Source organism: Chitinilyticum piscinae, from assembly GCF_015223195.1.
GTDB lineage: Bacteria > Pseudomonadota > Gammaproteobacteria > Burkholderiales > Chitinibacteraceae > Chitinilyticum > Chitinilyticum piscinae.
Genome location: NZ_JADFUA010000001.1, coordinates 201,097 through 217,065, shown reverse-complemented (window position 1 = coordinate 217,065; position 15,969 = coordinate 201,097). Strand labels below are relative to the sequence as shown.

The following is a 15,969-nucleotide window of genomic DNA, read 5'->3' as shown; positions in this document are numbered from 1 at the left end:
GGCAATGACTTTCTGGTGTATACCTGGTTATTCAATTGCCGGCGCTGCGCGCAAACGTCGCTTCGATCAGCTCGCGCGAGTAGTAGCGCTCCAGCTCCGTCTGCAGCACGCCGCCAGTCCGCAGCTCGTTCAGCAACCGGGTCAGCGTTTGCCGGTCGGCCTCGGACAGCTTGCGGCTGAGGTAGGCGCCGTTTTCCACCGCCGGCAGATCGGCCAGTGGGCGGTAGACCAGTGCCCCCGTCAGCGCCTGCGTTTCCGGGGATTCCGCCAGGGCGGAGACCAGTAGCGTGGCGGCGACGATGGTGAAGTCCCCGCGGTCGGCGTTGAGCATCTTGCCCAGGGTAATGAGGTCGTTGGCGGTGCTCAGCCGGTTCTGGCGCTTCAGTTCGTCCATGAAGCGGTTGAATTCGTCGCCGTAGGAATAGCCGCGCACCGTGATGCCCTGCAAGCGCGGGTCGCTGAGGATGTCCTGCAGCGAGCGGGCGGCCACCGGCTTGCGTTTCAGGAAGATCAGGCTGGGCCGCACGTCGGTCAGCTTGATGAAGTCGCCCCGGGCATCGCGGCTGGCGTTGCGGCTGATCGAGACCAGCAGGTCGCCCTCGTCGGCGTCCAGTACCATGTATTCGGCGCGCGTGCGGGGGACCAGTGGAAAGACAAACTGGCAGCCATACTTGCGCCCCAGCGTGCGCAGCGCTTCGGGGTAAACACCGCTGACCGTGTTGTCCTGCACCTGCACGCTGAAACCCAGTGGCGAGCTGGGGACCACGATGGGGCGGCTGCAGGCGGCGTGGACCAGTCCGCCCGCCAGCATCGCGAGTGTCACTACAAGCAAGCTGCCTGCCCGAACCATTGCCTTCCCCTTTGGCTGTACCGCAGTTCTGCCACTATAGGCAACGCTGGCGCGGCTGTGAGCACGGCTACTGCAGCGGGCGCTGCCACATGGCAGGGTGCGGTTTCTCATCCTGCTGGGAATAAACCATGAGCCAGCTTTTGCCTGCCCGGCGCACGATGGCGTTATCGGCCTATGCCTACGATCTGGGCGTGCCCTTGCCCGAGTTCCTGCTGCGCCTGCAGCTGTGCACGGCCGATGCCGCGCCGCGGCACATTGCTGCCGGCGAGGTGCGGCTCGATGATGTGGTTCTGGGTGATCCGGCGCTGGTGCTCACGCGGGCACGGCTACCCGCGGGTGCCGTGGTCAGCCTGGGCGAGCAGCAGGTGAGCATCACTTACTGGTCGGACGACAACGGTCTGCGCTGAGGCTCGGGCCGGGCGTGATAGGTATGCGCCCACGCGCGTCGCGGCGTGCTTCGGCCGGGGAATCAGCTGGCCACGCCGTATTTCAGGCGGGTTTTGCGCAACACCTCAATCAGCTGCAGGCCGCGCCCGTTGGCGGGGCTCAGTTCCGACGCTCGCCGCAGCAACTCGGCCGCGCGTTCCATATAACTGGCATGCCAGCCATGCTGGTTCACGTAGGCCAAAAGGGCATTAACGGTGTTGTAGATGATCTGCACATTCGCCGGCATGTCGGCGACTGCCCGCAGGAATAGTTCGGCGGCTGCGGCCAGATCGCCGCTGCGGGCCAGCTGAACCGCCTCGTTGTTGAGCCGGACAATGTCACCGGTGATCGAATCAATCAGTTCGGCGGCTTTCTCCGGCTGGCCCGCCTGCTGGTAGAGCGCGCGGATCTGTCCGGCAAGATTGGGGGCATCATGATTGTTCCGCAGCAGATTCTGCATCAGCAAGGCGGCGGCTTCCGCGCTGCCCAATTGCTGCAACGCCCTGGCCATCACCATGCCGGACGCGACATCCGGTGGCGATTCCTGCTGGTCCAGCCGCTGCTGTGCCAGCCCAAGCTTTTCCCGTGCAGCCTGTTCGTTGCCGGACTGGCGCTCGATGCCAGCCTCCAGCAGCAGCCCCATGCACTCCTGACCGGGGGCCCCGGCAAACGCGCGGCGCAGATCGGTCAGGAGCTTGCGTGCTTCGCCAAGCTCATTGCGTGCGGTAAGCACTTCAATCAGCCGCCCATGATCCGCAGGGTCACGCCAGAAGGAATAGCGCGACAGGCCGACCACTTCATGAAACGCGGTCTGCGCTACGCCCATGTCGCCGGTCTGCCAGGCCAGCTCGCCCAGTTCACGCTGGCGGCTCACCACAAAGGGCGAACGCGCCACCGCCCTGTCGACGGTATTCCGGGCATCGTCCAGCTTGCCCTGGGCCTGTTGCACGCGTGCCAGCCAGTCGTAGGCTTCCAGTACCAGTTCATGTTCAGCCAGCACGCTCTGGAATAACTCCGCGGCTTCCGGGTACTGCTTCTGCTCGAACAAGGCCTTTCCCAGTGCCATTCTGGCCCACGGCAGATCCTGCTTGGCCAGCAAGGTGCGGCACAGGTCGCGCACACCGGCCCAGTCGGCAATGCGCAGCATCAGGTGAACCTTCATGCGCACGAACTCCAGCAGATCGGCGCCGCCCTGCTTGATTTCCTGATTGCACAGCCGGATGGCCAACAGGAAATCATGGCGCAAGATGGCGGAATCGATCGGCTGGAAACGACGCTTGCGCCGCAATGCCCGGCGCAAGCGGGCATAAAGGCTGTCACCGGTAAACGGTTTGAGCACGATGGCATCGGGAACCAGCTCGGCGGCGCCCAGGACTTTCTGCGTGCGCCGCTCGCCGGTCACGATGATGAAGGCACACGACGCTTTCAGCAGATCATGCCGGCGCATTTCCTCGAACAGAAACAAGCCATCAAAGCCATGCCCGAGGTCGTATTCGCACAGTACCACGTCATATTCGGTGCGGCGGATCAGTGCCAGCGCATCACCCGAGCGGCTGGCCTGTTCGATCTGGCGCACACCGTACTGCCCCAGTGTCATCGCGAGGGTGTGGCGCAGATCCGCGACCGGATCGATCAGCAGGAATTTCAGGCTGGCAAGGTCGTCCGGATCGCCAGTGGCCGCATCCAGATAGGGTGGAGATTCAAAGGAATAAGGGCGCACGCTCATACTACGAGTGTATGCGGCTGCCGCAATCGCAGCAAACCTTGCGTGAATTCCCTGATCTGGTTCGCCTGCGCCGGCTGCTGCCGCTTTCAGCGCGGCTGCGGCAGGCCGGCCAGCCCTTCGGCCAGATGCCAGACATTCTCGTAGCCCTGCTGGCGCAGATGGCTGAGCAGTTGTCCGCTGCGCCGGCCACTGCGGCAGGCCAGCAGCACACTGTGCTGATGTGGCCACTGCGGCAGCCATTGCGCCAGCTGGCTCAGCGGATGCTGTTCACTGGCCATCCCGTCCAGCGTGGGGCAGATGCCGCTGGCGGCCTGCTCCCAGGGCTCGCGGATGTCGATGAACAGCGCTGGCGCATGGCGTGCACGCCAGTCCGGCAATTGCGACGCGGTGATGGCGTAACGGTCGGAGAGCTCCTGATCTTCCTCGGGGAGCGCCACCTGTTCCAGTGCCGCCATGGCAGCGGCTTGCGATTCGAGAATCGAACCGCACAACTGCAGGCGTGCGACGGCGGCATCGATGTCGGTGGCATCGCACCACGGCGAAATCGACAGGCGGATCGCGCTGGTCGCACGTTCTTCGCCCAGCCCCATTGCCATCAGCACATGACTGGGTTTGGCCGTCTTGCTCGAACACGCCGAACCGGCACTCAAGCGCAGGCCCAGCGCGTCGAACACCTCCAGCAGCCGCTTGCTGGGCACACCCGGCACCGAGAAATTGATGGTGGTCGGCAGGCAATGCTGCGCAGGGCTGTTGAAGACGACTCCGGGAAAGGCGCTGCTGACCGCCGCACGCAAGCGCGCATTGGCCGCAAGCAGCCGCGCCGGATCGCCGAATTCGCCGGCGGCCAGTGCTTCGCACACCGCGCCGATGGCCGCGATGCCCGGCAGGTTTTCCGTGCCGCAGCGGGCATTGCCTTCCTGTCCGCCGCCGGCCAGCAGGCGGGTGAATGGCGCGCCATCGCGCACATACAGAATGCCGCTGCCCTTGGGCGCATGCAGCTTGTGCCCGGACAGCGGGACATAGTCCGCGCCGAGCGCCAGCCAGTCGATATCGAGTTTGCCAAAGGCCTGGACGCCGTCGACCAGCCACAGGGGGCGCGGTGTCTGCGCGGCAATGATGGTGCCGATGCCGGCCAGATCGGTAATCACGCCGGTTTCATTATTGGCCGCCATGGTGCAGATCAGTGCCGCGCCTGCCGCATGGCGGGCCAGCCAGTCCAGATCATGCCGGCCAACGCTGTCGACCGGAATGGCCAGCAGTTCCAGATTTAACCCCAGCAGTTCGCCCCAGTGTGCCAGCGCCTCGGGCACCGCCTTGTGCTCGGTGGAGCCGTACAGCACCCGCACAGGGCTGCCGGCCTGCTGCGTGTGCAGCGCCGACAGAACTGCGGTCTGGATGCCTTCGGTGGCACCGGAGTTGAAAATCAGCTGGCCGGCCGGTACGCGCAGCACCGCAGCGGCGGCATTGCGTGCACGTTCCAGCTCCAGCCGGGCTCGGATCCCCGCGCCGTGGGGGCTGCCGGGGTTGCCGTAGTTGTCCGTCAGCGTGCGCAGCATGGCCACCTGCGCGGCCGGCAACAGCGCGGTGGTGGCATTGGCATCCAGGTAGATTTCGTTGCAGGCGAGGGCAGCGGTGGTCGACATGAGGGTATCCGGCAGCAATCAATGGATCATTGTGCGACCGGTTGGCTTACAGCTTCAAGTCGCACTGCGGCCTGACCGGATCAGTGGGGGCCCAGTGCATCGGGGGGCATGGCCGCCAGCGCCTGCTGCAGAAACTCGTAAAGTTCGGTCGAGGCAGGGTCGACCGCCAGATGGCGGCTGAATTCCCATCGGGGGATCGGGCTGATGTAGAGCCATTGCTCCAGCCCCGGCAAGCTGCGGCGGAAATAGGGCAGCGCGGCGCGCTGGATCAGGGCGGCATCGATGCGGCCGGATTGCAGCTTGCGCAGATTGGCCAGGGCCGTGGGCGCATCCTCACGGCGGATCTTGCCGTCACGGATATCGGCATTGAAATCGTTGAGCTCCCAGCCGCGGATCGCGCCCAGCGTCAGCCCGTAGAGCGATGCCGGGCCGCTGTAGTGCACCGGCCGGCTCTGGCGGCTGACGACCAGATCGGCATCGCGCATGAAGCCGCGCGTCCAGCGCAGGTGGTCCTGCGGCAGCTGACTGAAGAACTTGGGGTTGCCCCAGGCCAGAGCCCCCTGCCAGCCATGGCCGGCCAGCATCTGCTCCAGCCGCTTGCGGGGCAGCTGCACGGGTTCGAACACATAACGTCCCTGCGAGGCGCGCGTCAGATAGGCCGCCAGGCGCACGGTCAGATTGTCGGCGTGCGCCAGCGAGAAGGGGGCTTCGTCATACGAGGTGTACAGCGGTAACGGTGTTGCCGGCGGTGCGGCATGGCATGCGGCAGCCAGCAGGAACACGACCGCGAGCAGAATGCGGATCATGCTCCAGCTTAGGTGGCGCGACCATGCCGGACAAGCCGCTAGCCGACGCGATAGATCTGCCCGGTCTGCAGCCCCTCGACGCTCTTGCTGTAGGCCAGCGCCACGCGTGCGGCGGGCACGGATTCAAAGCCACGGAAATAGGGGCCATAGCCTGCCAGTGATTCGCTCAGCACCGTCGGACTGACGACATTGATGCGCAGGCCGCGAGCCAGTTCGATGGCGGCACCGCGCGCGAAGCCTTCCAGTGCTGCGTTGACCATGCTGGCGCTGCTGCCGTAACGGATCGGATCGTCGCTGAGAATGCCGCTGGTCAGCGTGAAGCTGCCGCCATCACGCACGACTTTCTGGCCGGCCAGCACCAGATTCACTTGCCCCATCAGCTTGTCGTTCAGGCCGATGGCGTAGTGCTCGGGTGTAAACTCGGCCAGCGCGCCGAAATGGACATTGCCGGCGGTGGCAATCACGGCATCGACCGGGCCGACGCGCTCGAACAGTGCCGTGACGCTGGCGAGGTCGCGCAGATCGACGTGCTCGTCCCCGCTGCTGCGCCCGGCGCTGATGATGCGGTGGCGCTGGCCGAGTTCGTGAGCAACCGCCTTCCCGATGGTGCCGCTGGCACCGATGAGCAGAATATCCATGTGCATCTCCTTGTGTGCTTGTTTGTTGACGTGGATAGAATAGAGCGGCACGATCTGGCGATAAATCAGCGTTTATTCACAACTTTGTTGAATTCATGGAAACAATGACGGCCAGCCAGCAGGCGCAGGAATTGCAATGGGCGATGGCCTTTGCCTGTGTTGCCGAGCAGGGCAGCTTCACCCGGGCGGCGGAGGTACTGGGTGTGTCGAAAGCCCTGCTGAGCAAGCAGGTGGCACAGCTGGAGCGACGGCTGGATGCCCAGCTCCTGTACCGCACCACGCGCCGCCTGGATCTGACCGAGGCGGGGCGGCTGTATCTGGCGCACTGCCGTGACTGGCTGGCGCGGGTGGCGGCCGCCCGCCAGGCGCTGGGCGAGCTGCGCAGTGAAATCGGCGGCACGCTGCGCATCACCGCGCCAAGCAGTTTTGGCGGGGTATTCATGGCCGAGGCGCTGCTGGCGTTTCGCGAGCGCTATCCGGCGATCTGCATCGAGCTGGATCTGGGAGCCACACCGCGCGATCTGGAGGCGGAAGGCTTTGATCTGGCCATCCGCGCCAACCTGCCGCCGCCCGAGCATCTGGTCAGCCGCCCGCTGGTCGAGATCCGTGACTGGCTGGTGGCCAGCCCGCAGTTTCTGGCGCGACACCCGCCGCTCGAGACCCCGGATCAGCTGGCCGGCCTGCCGTGCATTGCCAATCAGCGTTTCCGGCATGCGCGGGAATGGTCGTTCAGCCGCGGCGGCCAACTGCATACGGTGGCCGTTCCTTCGCCCATCAGCAGCAACGATTACTACCTGATCCGCAATCTGGCGCTCAATCATGGCGGGATTGCGCGGCTCCCGGCCTATCTGGCCAGCCCCGATGTGGCCAGTGGCCGGCTGGTGCGCGTCCTGCCCGATTGCCAGCTGCAAGGCATGCGGCTGTCGCTGATGTATCCACAGCGTCTGCCCCAGCCAGCCAAGCTGCTCGCCTTGCTGGATTTTCTGCAGGAATGGTTTGCCGATCCGCGCCAGGCGGCCATGCTGGCCTGAGCCGGCGTGGCTGCTGCGCACGGTGTGTGAGGGTATCGGCTGCGGGGGCTTTTAAAACAATGCCGGTATTGGCATACCCTGCATGGTAATTTGCTCAGGCGCGTTCGAAGGCCGCACTGACCGGCACCGGCCCGGCCAGCGTCTGGTAAACCACGCAGTAGCGCTCGGTCAGCTTCAGCAGGGTGGCCAGTTCCTCCTCGGTGGCGGTGGTGTCCAGCACGAACTGCAGACGGATGGCGCGAAAGCCGACCGGCGTTTCGCGATCCAGCCCCAGTGTGCCGCGAAAATCAAGATCCCCCTCGGCATGCAGCTCGGCATGGCGCAATTCGATCCCCAGCGCGGTCGCCACGGCATTCAGCGTGACACCGGCACAGGCGACCAGTGCCTGCAGCAGCATGTCGCCAGAGCACAGCGACAGCCCGTCGCCACCCGTGCCGGGGTGCAGGCCGGCGCGCGCCAGCGCCTGCCCGGTTGCCACGTTGCAGGTGATACCCTCGCCCAGCGTGCCGCTGGCCTGCAGGGTAATGCGGGCGGACTGCGGGTCCTGCCGGTAGGCCTCCTTGATCGGTGCCTGCATGTTGCGCAGTGTGCTGGCGTCCATGTTTGTCTCCCCCGGCGGCAGGCCGGCTAATCGGGTGAATCTCAACAGAGCCTAGCTCCTGCCCGTTCCGGGCTGGCGCCGTAATACGCCGCATCCGGACAGAAGGCAGGCGCGCATGGCCCGGTTAGTATCGCCTTGGGGTATGGCGTTCCATGCCTTTATTGAAAGGCGGAAGGGGTTGGTACGTTGCCGGGTATTTACTGCTGCGGCCGAGCCGGGCTGGTGGCCAGTGCGGCTTGCACCATGGTGGCGAGCTGCTCGTAGCCAAAATCCTGCAAGGGGCGGCCGTTGACGAAATAGCTGGGGGTCTTGTTGATGCCCAGCGCCTGCGCATCGGCGATGTCCTGCCGGAGGATCGCCATGATCTGCTCGCTCTGCATGTCCTGCTGCAGGCGTGCCATGTCCAGCCCCAACGGTGCCAGCTGGGCCAGTGCCAGCCCGACATCGGCGCGGTGATTGATGGCCCACTGGCTTTGCGTGGCCAGCAGCTTTTCCAGTGCCGGCCAGTACTGCCCCTGCAGACGGGCCGCTTCCAGCGCCGCGACCACACCGGCGGCACCGTCATGCAGCGGCGCGTAGCGCACCACCAGCCGGATCTGCTCCGGTTGCTGCCGCATCAGGTCCTTCACGAAGGGGTAAAACGCCGCACAGGCTTCGCAGGCCGGGTCGAGGAATTCGGTAATGGTGACGCGGGCATCAGCCGGGCCGTATGTTGGCGCATGCCCGCGATTCAGCGCCTGCTGATTGGCGGCGATCAGCGCGTCCTGGCTGGCTTGCTGCTGCTGTTTCACGTACAGCGCGCCGCCGATGAAAAGGCCGAGCAGGAAGAGGGAAGCAAGGATGAAGAGCAGTTTCTGTTTCATGGTTTCGGACGGATTCTCAGGGCGACAAGGCAGATGGTGATCAGGGAGAAGGCGAGCAGCGACAACAGGGGGAGGGTGACAAAGCCGAACCAGCTCACGCTCACCTCGGCACAATTGCTGCCCTTGAAGCAGGGGCTGGCGGTTTCGGCGATGATGCCCAGCTGCAGCAGCCAGTGGTAGCCGGCCAGTAGCAGGCCACCCGCGGCCAGCGGCAGTGCGTAGCGCACGACGCGCAGATCCAGCGGAAACAGCGCCAGCGGCAGCATGATGGCCAGCGGGAACATGGCAATGCGCTGGTACCAGCACAGCGTGCACGGTGCATAACCGAGCACTTCGCCGAAAAACAGCGCGCCCAGCGAACTGGCGGCAGCCAGCAGCCAGGCGGCAAACAGCAGCAGCCAGTCGTACGGGCGGGATGTGGATGGAAACTGGGTCATGGCAGGCCCCGGTCGCGGTTACCCTGCCCGGATGGTACAGGGGTCAAGAGGGGCAGACCGGCAGGGGGCCGTTTGGTTTCCGGAATGTGAATTATGCCGCGCGGCTATCCGCCGCAGCAGCACGTGGCGGCTGTGCTACGCTGCGGCTTATTTTCCTCGGGAAATGCCACCATGCTGATTGCTGCCGACGCGTTGCTGCCTGCCCTGCCCAGAGCCTGGCATGGTGCTCTGGTCGATCCGGCAGATCTGCCGCAGCTGGGCGCGCGCCTGCCGGCGTCGTGGCTGCTGGCGCTGAGCCCCGGTGTCGATCCAGCCACCGCCCTGGATGTGCTCTGGGGTAGCGTATTGGCTGATTTGCCGCAGACTTCGGCCTTGCTGAAGGAAACGGTGCAAGGGTATGCGTTGCTGCGACTGGCTGCTGACGATCTGCGGCTGGTGTACGGATTTCGCCGCGCCGCCAAGCCCTGCGCCATGGTCGGGCATCTGCCGCATGCCGGCACTTCCCCGGCACCGCTGGCCGGCTTGCCGTCGTGGTGGCTGGCACTGCATGCCGTTCATGATGGCTGGTATGCCCCGAAAGACGGTAGCCGCGGCCATTTGCCCCTGGCTGGCTGGAGCAATCTGGCCGGCCCGGACTGGCTGCTCGAGCCCGAGCTGCGGGCACGGCTTTCCTGCGATCCGGCGCAGACCTGGCTGGGCTATCGGCATGGTGGCGGCGGCTATCTCGGGTTTGCCCGCAACGCGGCAGGGGCTTGGCAGGCGCTGGAAGTATGGAGCCGCAAACTGGCCGAGCCGGAATACCTTGCCGATGTGCTGGCCCGCTACGATGCCTGGACCGCGGCACATCTGGAAGAAATGGACGCGCGGGAGCCGGAAGGCTGAAGCCCTGTGACGGTGTTCACCGCCGCGGGGTGTGGCTGAGGCGAATCGGGTCGGTGCGCTGGCTGTTGCGGCAGCAAACTGCGATGATAAGGTAAAACCCTGATGTCGTTGCGCATTGCCCATGTCCGACCTGATCGAACTGCTCTCGTCCCTTTCTTCCGTGCTGACTTGCGGCGATGAGCCCCGCTGGGGGCTGCGCTGCGGCGAGCTGGCCAACCGGCTGGCAGCCGCCCCGCGCAGCCACTGGCCGGATCTGGCGCGGGAAGGCCTGCGCTGGTTTGCCGGCAGTGGTTCGCTCAATGATCTGGTGCTCTATCCGGCAGGCCGTGTGGATGCCGGGCTCAATGACGAATTTGCCGCACTCGCCGCGTCCTTGCATGCCGCACTGACCGGCGCTCTGAACGCGGGCCCGCCGGTGGATGCCATGGCCGCCTACCATGCCCTGCATGCCGAGCTGGACCATCTGCGCACCGAAATCGACTGGGCCGTGCGTGGCCGGCGCAGCCCGCCCTACCGCAGCAGCCTGCGGCTGGCTCAGGGCATTCCGCAGGAATATCAGCAGCTTTGCCCGGAATATCTGCTGGCGCGCTGCCCCCTGTGCGGTGCGCTGCTGCAGGAACGCATCGATACCTACTCGCTGGCCGGTATGGGCTGGTGGCGCATGCCGCCGGATGGCACGGGCTGGATGGGGCGCTATTTCGGCGGTGACGGGCGGGCATTGTGCCCGCCGGGACAGGTCGCCCCGTACAGCTACCGGGCCGGCTGCGCGCATGTGCAGGGTGTGATGTATGGGGTGAACCTGCAGGGGGTACTGCCGGATGACGTGCCGCAGGTGCACGAGTTGCCGCTGGGCGCGGCGGTCCCGCACCTGCACCGTCCCTTCATGGCACTGGCCGGCAGTCGCGCGGTGCTGCGCACGCTGGCCATCGGCCGGCTGGATCGGCCTGGCCGGCCGTATTACACGGTTTGGCTGGCCAGCTATTTCCACCCAGAGGCCGGCGCACTCGCCGCCACGCTGGCGCCGCAGGATAGTGAGCACCGCCTGTTCCGCTGGCCTTACGCCGATGCCGCTTATGACCTCGGTCCGTGGCTGGCCAGCGGGCAGGTGTTCTGGCTGGATGAGGTGGGCGAGTTGCACGATCACGGGCCGGTGCTGGCCGGCTGGCAGGGCAACTGGGTGCGGGAGCGGGGGCAGTTTTTCCGCTTGCCCGACGCGGGAGGTTCGCTGGCGCGGCTTGAGCGTTCGGTGCAGCAGTGGCCGGAGGTACTCCGCGAGAGCGCCGCAGGGCTGACTGCATTTCCCTTGCAGTCGCTGGCGGGAGCACGCTGATGCGTCATGCCGGTTTGCGCCCGATAGCGGGATTTGTGCTCGTGCTGGGGGTGGCCTTGAGCCTGCCGGCCTGCTGGCAGCTGCTGCGCCTTGCCTTGCTGAGGCAACAGCCCGAGGTGACTATCGCGGTGACGCGGACATGGATTACCCAGGAAGACAGCACGCAGTTTTACTGGTATCGCAATGGCCGTCCCAAAACCGAGCCGCTGCGGCGCGACTGGGTCGAGCTGGCGGAGTTGCCGGACAGTCCGGCTGTTGCGCCGCCGCCGGCGCCCCCGACCGCGGGGGAGGATCGTGCCAGTGCGGCGGTGGCCGCAGTAATGGCGAAAATTCGCGCAACTCCGCTGCCAATTCCTGCCGGTACGGCGCGGTATGTCCGCGATGATCTGCCCCCCGCGCTGCGGGCTAGCCTGTATCCGGGCAAGATCGTCGCCGGGCGGGTGGGGCTGGGGACTGCCATTCTGAGCGGCGAATCCGGCAACGGGTTGGGTGGTGCACGCGGCCCCTTGCTGGCGCTGGGGGCTGCGCTTGTGCTCCTCGGAGGGCTGATGTGGCGTTTGTTCGGTGGCAAGCCTAAGGGTATATCGTGATGAGCCATGATTTACATGAGCTTGCTGGCTATACCCCTAAGCGAGAGGCTTTGCTGCTGCATGAGTTGGTGCGCTGGGATGAGTACAACGACTACGAGGGGCATTGCCTGGCCAGCTGGCATGGCCGGCAGGACTGCTTCTACCTCCAGCTGCAGCCCGATGAATGGGATGCGCTGCACCCCGGTCTGTGCTGGCATGCTCCGGTGTTCTTGCAGCGCTACGGCCGGCTGCAGCACTGCCCGGCTGGCGAGCGCGTGCCGGCGCTGATCCGGCTGGACGGCGTGAACTATCGCGTTCAGGGCGAGGTGCTGGCGCAGGATGGGGAGAACATCGTGCTGGCCATGCCCTGGGGGCACTTGCAGGTCGATCTGAACCTGCGCGAGCCGGCTGCCATGTGTGGCCAATGGCTGCGACTCGAGGGCGTGCTGCAGGCGCAGTGGCCGGATGAAATCTGCAGCAGTGTGAAAGGGTGAGGTATGGGAGAAGTTGCTCTGGACTGGTTTGCGGCCCTGCGCCGGGACTGTGTCTACATCGAGGCCTTGTCTGACGCAGCAGCGGCCCCGGACGACTATCCGGCCGCGCTGCGGGCATTTCTGCAACACTTCGGCGTCCAGGACATCGATGGCCTGCTCATCGGCGGGGATGCTTGCCTGAATCCCGAGTCTGCCGTTGCCGAGGCGCTGCGGCGGCAAAACCTGCGGCCCTTTGCCCGTGAGCGTTATGGTTTGGATTATTTCAGCCTGACCTCGGAAGATCGGGTCGTGCGCTGGTTTCACGACGGAGAGCGAACCGGCAGAATGCTCGCACCCGATTTCACCCGGTTTTTGCTGCACCGTTGCCTGCTTCTCTGCGACCGCGCCGAAGCATTCGGTGAAGGTGAGGCCGCAGCCTTGCTTGCGGAGTCCTGGGCTGTTTTCCTGCGCCGGCAACTCGGAGAGGCAGGTGCTGATCTGACGGATCCATGGTGGCCCCTGTGGCCGGATGCTGCATCCGGAGCGGGAGGGTAAACCATGATCAGTCGCCGTATGCTACTGGCCGGTCTGGCCAGCTTGCCCTGGCTGATGCCGCCGGTGCAGGCCGGCGACGTGCCGGCGCTGGTGGCGCAGCTGTCTCGCGAGCTGGAGGGGGAAGGCTGGCAACGCCGCCCATCCGACAGGCCCGGCATCTGGCGGCTGGATGCGCCGGCACAGATCGGCACCTTGCATCTGGCCATCCACCATCGCCCCGAGCGGCGCTGGCTGGCGCTGTATGCGTTGTACCCGCGCAAGCTTGTGTCCTCCGAGCGCGAGGCGCTGCTGGCGCGGCTGGCCGCCGTCAATCATGCCCTGCCTGCAGGTGTGAATTTCGAGCTGGATCTGGCGGATGGTGATCTGCGCTGCAAGCTGGGGCTGGACGACGGTCGCGGACAGCTTGATATGGCGGCACTGCGCCATGGGTTGTATCTGCTGGCTGCCAGCTACCTGCAGCGCAGTCCGGTCGTGTTTGCCACCACAGCGCAGCCACAGCCTGCGGCGCTGGCGCCGCCAGCCGCACTGGCGAAAGCGACGCCACCGTCCATGCCCGGGCTGGACGCGATCGCTGCCGCCATGCGGCAGCAGGGCTGGCCGGCCGAGCCGGATGCGGCGGGACCTTTCATCCAGACTGCGTACGCACAGGATGGTCGGCGCATTCCCCTGCTGGTGTCGCTGGATCGACCGCTGGCGAGCCTGTTGGTCGAGGCCTATCCCGGGCGCGCCCTGCGGGTGCCGGCCTCGCGACTGGCGCAGGCGGCACGCTGGCTGGCCTTGGCCAATTATGGTTTGCCGCTCGGGGCATTCGACCTGGCCGCCGGCACCGGCCGGCTGAGCTTCCGGCATGCGCAGCGGCTGCCTGCTGCCGCCTTGCTGGCGCCCTGTCTGCACGATGCGCTGATGGTGGCCAGTGTGGCCATGTATCGCCAGTTGCCGCAACTTGATACCCTGCTGGAGGACATGCCGCGATGAGACGTTTTGGCCATGACCTGCCGCTGGCCTGGCAGCAGTTTCAGGCCGAGGTAGCCGGGCTGGGGCTGGCTCTGCCGGCCGATGCCGAGCAGGCCGCCGGCATGGTGCATGATCGCAACTGGACGGTGTACTGGCTGCGCCAGCGCGATGTGGCGGCCATTGATGTGCTGGCCGAACACCGGCATGGTGCCATGCGCCATCTGCGCTTTAGCGCTGAAGGAGGGCGCAGTGATCTGCCGCTGCCCGGCGATCCCTATGCGCAAACCGGGGCGAGTGCGGCAGATCAGGCCATCTGGCAGTCAATCACGGCCAAGTTTGCGGCTTGCAGGCCGGTGATAGCGCCTGGGCCGGGGCTGGGTGATGCGGATATCGCGCAACCTGAGCAGCCTTTTGATGCCGCCAGCTATACGGCCTTTCTGCGGCAAAGCCATGCGACGCGTGCGCAACGTGGCACTTGCCAGCTGGGGCGCGATGGCGTTCCGGCCGGGCTGAGCCAGCTGGCCTTTGCCATTGAACCGGATGCCTACCGCGCCCGCCTGCCGCGCTACCGGCTTGCAAGTTGCCCGTTCTGCTACCAGCCGCTTACCGAGGCCATCGACACCTTCAGCCTCAATGGCCCGGGCTGGTGGCGCTGCGAGCCCAACGGGCTGGGCTGGTTTGGGCCACCGTTTGCCAGTACCGAGACCTCCGGCAGCTTTCTGGCGCTGCCATTGGGCAACCAGCCCAGCACGAGCGGTTGTGTCTGCCTGCTGGCCGTGGATTACGGCGTGAATCTGCATGGGCAGATTCCGCAGGAGGTCACGGAAAACTGGGTATGGCTCGGCTCGCCGCGTCCGGGATTGCGCCCGCAATTGCTTGCCGACCCTGCTGTTGCCGTCGTCATGCAGGCGCTGCCGGTCGGCAATGGCCGTGCGCGCCCCTATACGCTGTGGCTGGCCAGCTATTTCCGCCGCGGCGGTGCGGCGCAGCCGGTTACGCTGCCCGCCGACGGTGGCTACGAGTACCGGCTTGCTGCTGCCGGCGAGCGCCTGTGGTTCCAGCGCGGGCATATGATCGGGCATCACGATCATGCCGGAATCGGCGGGCAGGAAGCGCCGCAGGGCCGCTGGTGCATCTGGGGGGGGCGGGCCCGCGAATTGCCGCCCGGGCTGTCGGGCAGGGCCTTGCTCCGCCTGCGCTGGCCGGTTCAGGGCTGAGGCACTGCCTGCCGGCGGTGTGGCAGGTAAAGGTGGAAGTAGAGCAGCATTTCGCCCAGCAGCAGCGCCAGCAGAATCAGATTGCTGCTGGCCAGCAGCGTGTAATGGCCGGCGAACCACTGATCAATCAGGCCATGTGCGCTGCGCGTGATGGTTCGCGGCAACTGGCTTTCCAGCGCCTGCAGTGAACGGGTATCGCCGCCGGATTGCAGGATCTGCACGACCGAGTTGCTGCCGGCGGCAGCCAGCTCATTGCGGCTTTGCGCATCCAGTGGCAGCTCGGCCAGCGGCATGGCCAGCCATTCGCTCAGTACGCCGTGCAGCAGCTGGCGGCCGCTGCCTTCGAGAAAGCCGTTGAGCCAGGCGGCGCGCTGTGTATCCCACCAGTTGCTGCCTTGCGGCAGCGTCCAGCCTTGCAGCATGCCCCGGGTGAGTTGATCGATATCGCTGCCATGCTGCTGCAGCTGGCGGGCAGTGTAGCTGACCAGCGCATGGGTGTGTTCTGCCGTGACGGGGCCCAGCGTGTCGTCGACAAAGCGGTTGCAGTTCACCTGCAGCTGCAGCAGAACGCCCAGCAGCAGGCCACTGATTACCCCCTGGGCCAGCAGCAGCGGGTAGGCCAGCTTGGCCAGCAGATTCCAGAACAGTGGCTGGCGTTGCAGCGCGTTTTTCCGGAACAGCAGCACGCAAATCAGCAATGCCAGCAGTAGTCCGCCGAATGCACCCAGCAGCCCCGCCCACAGCAGTGACCAGAAGCCGGGCAACAGCTGCAGCAGCAGGCCGGTGACGGTTTCAATGGCAGCAGTATTCAGAGGGTCGGACATGGCGGCCTCGCTAAAAATGCTGCTTATGCTGAACCCTGCATTACTGTTTTTGCAAATATGCTTGCGGTGCGTGTTGTCATTATCCTGGTTTGTTGCTGGGTATGTTCCTGCTTGTGCTTCAAATAAAGGCTTGTGGCCATATAC

18 protein-coding genes are annotated in these 15,969 nt (G+C 65.7%); 9 read left to right on the top strand and 9 right to left on the bottom strand.

From position 1 onward, the window contains the following. Window positions 1-31: 31 nt before the first annotated feature. Window positions 32-823 (bottom strand): transporter substrate-binding domain-containing protein, encoded by a 792-nt coding sequence (locus tag INR99_RS01000; protein WP_194114425.1) that lies wholly within the window; start codon window positions 821-823, stop codon window positions 32-34. A 155-nt stretch (window positions 824-978) separates the two neighbouring features. On the opposite strand from INR99_RS01000, the gene INR99_RS00995 reads away from it, so the two are divergent. Beyond that, on the top strand, window positions 979-1,257 hold the full coding sequence (locus INR99_RS00995; RefSeq protein WP_194114424.1) for a hypothetical protein: 279 nt from the start codon (window positions 979-981) through the stop codon (window positions 1,255-1,257). A gap of 62 nt (window positions 1,258-1,319) precedes the next feature. On the opposite strand, the gene INR99_RS00990 is transcribed toward INR99_RS00995, so the two are convergent. The 4 genes from INR99_RS00990 to INR99_RS00975 all read right to left on the bottom strand — a co-directional run bounded on the left by INR99_RS00990 (window position 1,320) and on the right by INR99_RS00975 (window position 6,089). After that, complete coding sequence (locus INR99_RS00990; RefSeq protein ID WP_194114423.1) at window positions 1,320-3,002, bottom strand: tetratricopeptide repeat protein; 1,683 nt, start codon at window positions 3,000-3,002, stop codon at window positions 1,320-1,322. 86 nt (window positions 3,003-3,088) lie between these two features. Next, window positions 3,089-4,645, bottom strand: coding sequence for an aminotransferase class V-fold PLP-dependent enzyme (locus tag INR99_RS00985; RefSeq protein ID WP_194114422.1), 1,557 nt, complete (start codon window positions 4,643-4,645; stop codon window positions 3,089-3,091). A gap of 80 nt (window positions 4,646-4,725) precedes the next feature. Continuing rightward, window positions 4,726-5,451, bottom strand: coding sequence for a substrate-binding periplasmic protein (locus INR99_RS00980; protein ID WP_194114421.1), 726 nt, complete (start codon window positions 5,449-5,451; stop codon window positions 4,726-4,728). 38 nt (window positions 5,452-5,489) lie between these two features. Further along, window positions 5,490-6,089, bottom strand: coding sequence for a short chain dehydrogenase (locus INR99_RS00975; protein ID WP_194114420.1), 600 nt, complete (start codon window positions 6,087-6,089; stop codon window positions 5,490-5,492). A 95-nt stretch (window positions 6,090-6,184) separates the two neighbouring features. Here INR99_RS00975 and INR99_RS00970 point away from each other — a divergent pair, with 95 nt between their 5' ends. Then, window positions 6,185-7,120: a LysR family transcriptional regulator gene (locus INR99_RS00970; RefSeq protein ID WP_194114419.1), complete on the top strand. Its 936-nt coding sequence runs from the start codon at window positions 6,185-6,187 to the stop codon at window positions 7,118-7,120. A 94-nt stretch (window positions 7,121-7,214) separates the two neighbouring features. Here INR99_RS00970 and INR99_RS00965 read toward each other — a convergent pair whose 3' ends face one another. The 3 genes from INR99_RS00965 to INR99_RS00955 form a co-directional block, all read right to left on the bottom strand. Next, window positions 7,215-7,721 carry an OsmC family protein gene (locus INR99_RS00965; RefSeq protein WP_194114418.1) on the bottom strand — a complete coding sequence of 169 codons (507 nt, stop codon included), beginning with the start codon at window positions 7,719-7,721 and terminating at the stop codon, window positions 7,215-7,217. Window positions 7,722-7,918: 197 nt separating this feature from the next. Then, window positions 7,919-8,584, bottom strand: coding sequence for a DsbA family protein (locus tag INR99_RS00960; protein WP_194114417.1), 666 nt, complete (start codon window positions 8,582-8,584; stop codon window positions 7,919-7,921). Beyond that, window positions 8,581-9,021, bottom strand: coding sequence for a disulfide bond formation protein B (locus INR99_RS00955; protein ID WP_194114416.1), 441 nt, complete (start codon window positions 9,019-9,021; stop codon window positions 8,581-8,583). Before INR99_RS00955 ends, INR99_RS00960 begins: the two co-directional genes overlap by 4 nt. Before the next feature lie 171 nt (window positions 9,022-9,192). On the opposite strand from INR99_RS00955, the gene INR99_RS00950 reads away from it, so the two are divergent. The 7 genes from INR99_RS00950 to INR99_RS00920 all read left to right on the top strand — a co-directional run bounded on the left by INR99_RS00950 (window position 9,193) and on the right by INR99_RS00920 (window position 15,001). Continuing rightward, window positions 9,193-9,903, top strand: a complete 711-nt coding sequence (locus tag INR99_RS00950; protein WP_194114415.1) for a hypothetical protein — start codon at window positions 9,193-9,195, stop codon at window positions 9,901-9,903. Window positions 9,904-10,024: 121 nt separating this feature from the next. Beyond that, the gene (locus INR99_RS00945) at window positions 10,025-11,233 is read left to right on the top strand and encodes a hypothetical protein (protein WP_194114414.1); all 1,209 of its coding nucleotides are present in this window, start codon (window positions 10,025-10,027) and stop codon (window positions 11,231-11,233) included. Beyond that, window positions 11,233-11,823, top strand: coding sequence for a hypothetical protein (locus INR99_RS00940; protein WP_194114413.1), 591 nt, complete (start codon window positions 11,233-11,235; stop codon window positions 11,821-11,823). Before INR99_RS00945 ends, INR99_RS00940 begins: the two co-directional genes overlap by 1 nt. After that, complete coding sequence (locus tag INR99_RS00935; protein WP_194114412.1) at window positions 11,823-12,296, top strand: hypothetical protein; 474 nt, start codon at window positions 11,823-11,825, stop codon at window positions 12,294-12,296. Before INR99_RS00940 ends, INR99_RS00935 begins: the two co-directional genes overlap by 1 nt. A 3-nt stretch (window positions 12,297-12,299) precedes the next feature. Beyond that, entirely contained in the window at window positions 12,300-12,830 is a 531-nt protein-coding gene (locus INR99_RS00930; protein WP_194114411.1) for a hypothetical protein, read from the top strand. Between the two features lie 3 nt (window positions 12,831-12,833). Further along, on the top strand, window positions 12,834-13,805 hold the full coding sequence (locus INR99_RS00925; protein ID WP_194114410.1) for a type III secretion system chaperone family protein: 972 nt from the start codon (window positions 12,834-12,836) through the stop codon (window positions 13,803-13,805). Next, window positions 13,802-15,001, top strand: a complete 1,200-nt coding sequence (locus INR99_RS00920) for a hypothetical protein (protein WP_194114409.1) — start codon at window positions 13,802-13,804, stop codon at window positions 14,999-15,001. The genes INR99_RS00925 and INR99_RS00920 overlap by 4 nt, the downstream gene beginning before the upstream one ends. Here INR99_RS00920 and INR99_RS00915 read toward each other — a convergent pair. Next, window positions 14,992-15,825 (bottom strand): hypothetical protein, encoded by an 834-nt coding sequence (locus INR99_RS00915; protein ID WP_194114408.1) that lies wholly within the window; start codon window positions 15,823-15,825, stop codon window positions 14,992-14,994. The two genes, INR99_RS00920 and INR99_RS00915, sit on opposite strands and share 10 nt — an antisense overlap. Window positions 15,826-15,969: the final 144 nt, after the last annotated feature.

Coding starts and splice junctions, on each gene's coding strand:
- INR99_RS00915 (WP_194114408.1), bottom strand. CDS start 15,825: ATGTCCGACCCTCTGAATACTGCTGCCATTGAAACCGTCACCGGCCTG.
- INR99_RS00990 (WP_194114423.1), bottom strand. CDS start 3,002: ATGAGCGTGCGCCCTTATTCCTTTGAATCTCCACCCTATCTGGATGCG.
- INR99_RS00945 (WP_194114414.1), top strand. CDS start 10,025: ATGTCCGACCTGATCGAACTGCTCTCGTCCCTTTCTTCCGTGCTGACT.
- INR99_RS00970 (WP_194114419.1), top strand. CDS start 6,185: ATGGAAACAATGACGGCCAGCCAGCAGGCGCAGGAATTGCAATGGGCG.
- INR99_RS00940 (WP_194114413.1), top strand. CDS start 11,233: ATGCGTCATGCCGGTTTGCGCCCGATAGCGGGATTTGTGCTCGTGCTG.
- INR99_RS00985 (WP_194114422.1), bottom strand. CDS start 4,645: ATGTCGACCACCGCTGCCCTCGCCTGCAACGAAATCTACCTGGATGCC.
- INR99_RS00950 (WP_194114415.1), top strand. CDS start 9,193: ATGCTGATTGCTGCCGACGCGTTGCTGCCTGCCCTGCCCAGAGCCTGG.
- INR99_RS00955 (WP_194114416.1), bottom strand. CDS start 9,021: ATGACCCAGTTTCCATCCACATCCCGCCCGTACGACTGGCTGCTGCTG.
- INR99_RS00960 (WP_194114417.1), bottom strand. CDS start 8,584: ATGAAACAGAAACTGCTCTTCATCCTTGCTTCCCTCTTCCTGCTCGGC.
- INR99_RS00920 (WP_194114409.1), top strand. CDS start 13,802: ATGAGACGTTTTGGCCATGACCTGCCGCTGGCCTGGCAGCAGTTTCAG.
- INR99_RS00995 (WP_194114424.1), top strand. CDS start 979: ATGAGCCAGCTTTTGCCTGCCCGGCGCACGATGGCGTTATCGGCCTAT.
- INR99_RS00975 (WP_194114420.1), bottom strand. CDS start 6,089: ATGGATATTCTGCTCATCGGTGCCAGCGGCACCATCGGGAAGGCGGTT.
- INR99_RS00965 (WP_194114418.1), bottom strand. CDS start 7,721: ATGGACGCCAGCACACTGCGCAACATGCAGGCACCGATCAAGGAGGCC.
- INR99_RS00935 (WP_194114412.1), top strand. CDS start 11,823: ATGAGCCATGATTTACATGAGCTTGCTGGCTATACCCCTAAGCGAGAG.
- INR99_RS00980 (WP_194114421.1), bottom strand. CDS start 5,451: ATGATCCGCATTCTGCTCGCGGTCGTGTTCCTGCTGGCTGCCGCATGC.
- INR99_RS00930 (WP_194114411.1), top strand. CDS start 12,300: ATGGGAGAAGTTGCTCTGGACTGGTTTGCGGCCCTGCGCCGGGACTGT.
- INR99_RS00925 (WP_194114410.1), top strand. CDS start 12,834: ATGATCAGTCGCCGTATGCTACTGGCCGGTCTGGCCAGCTTGCCCTGG.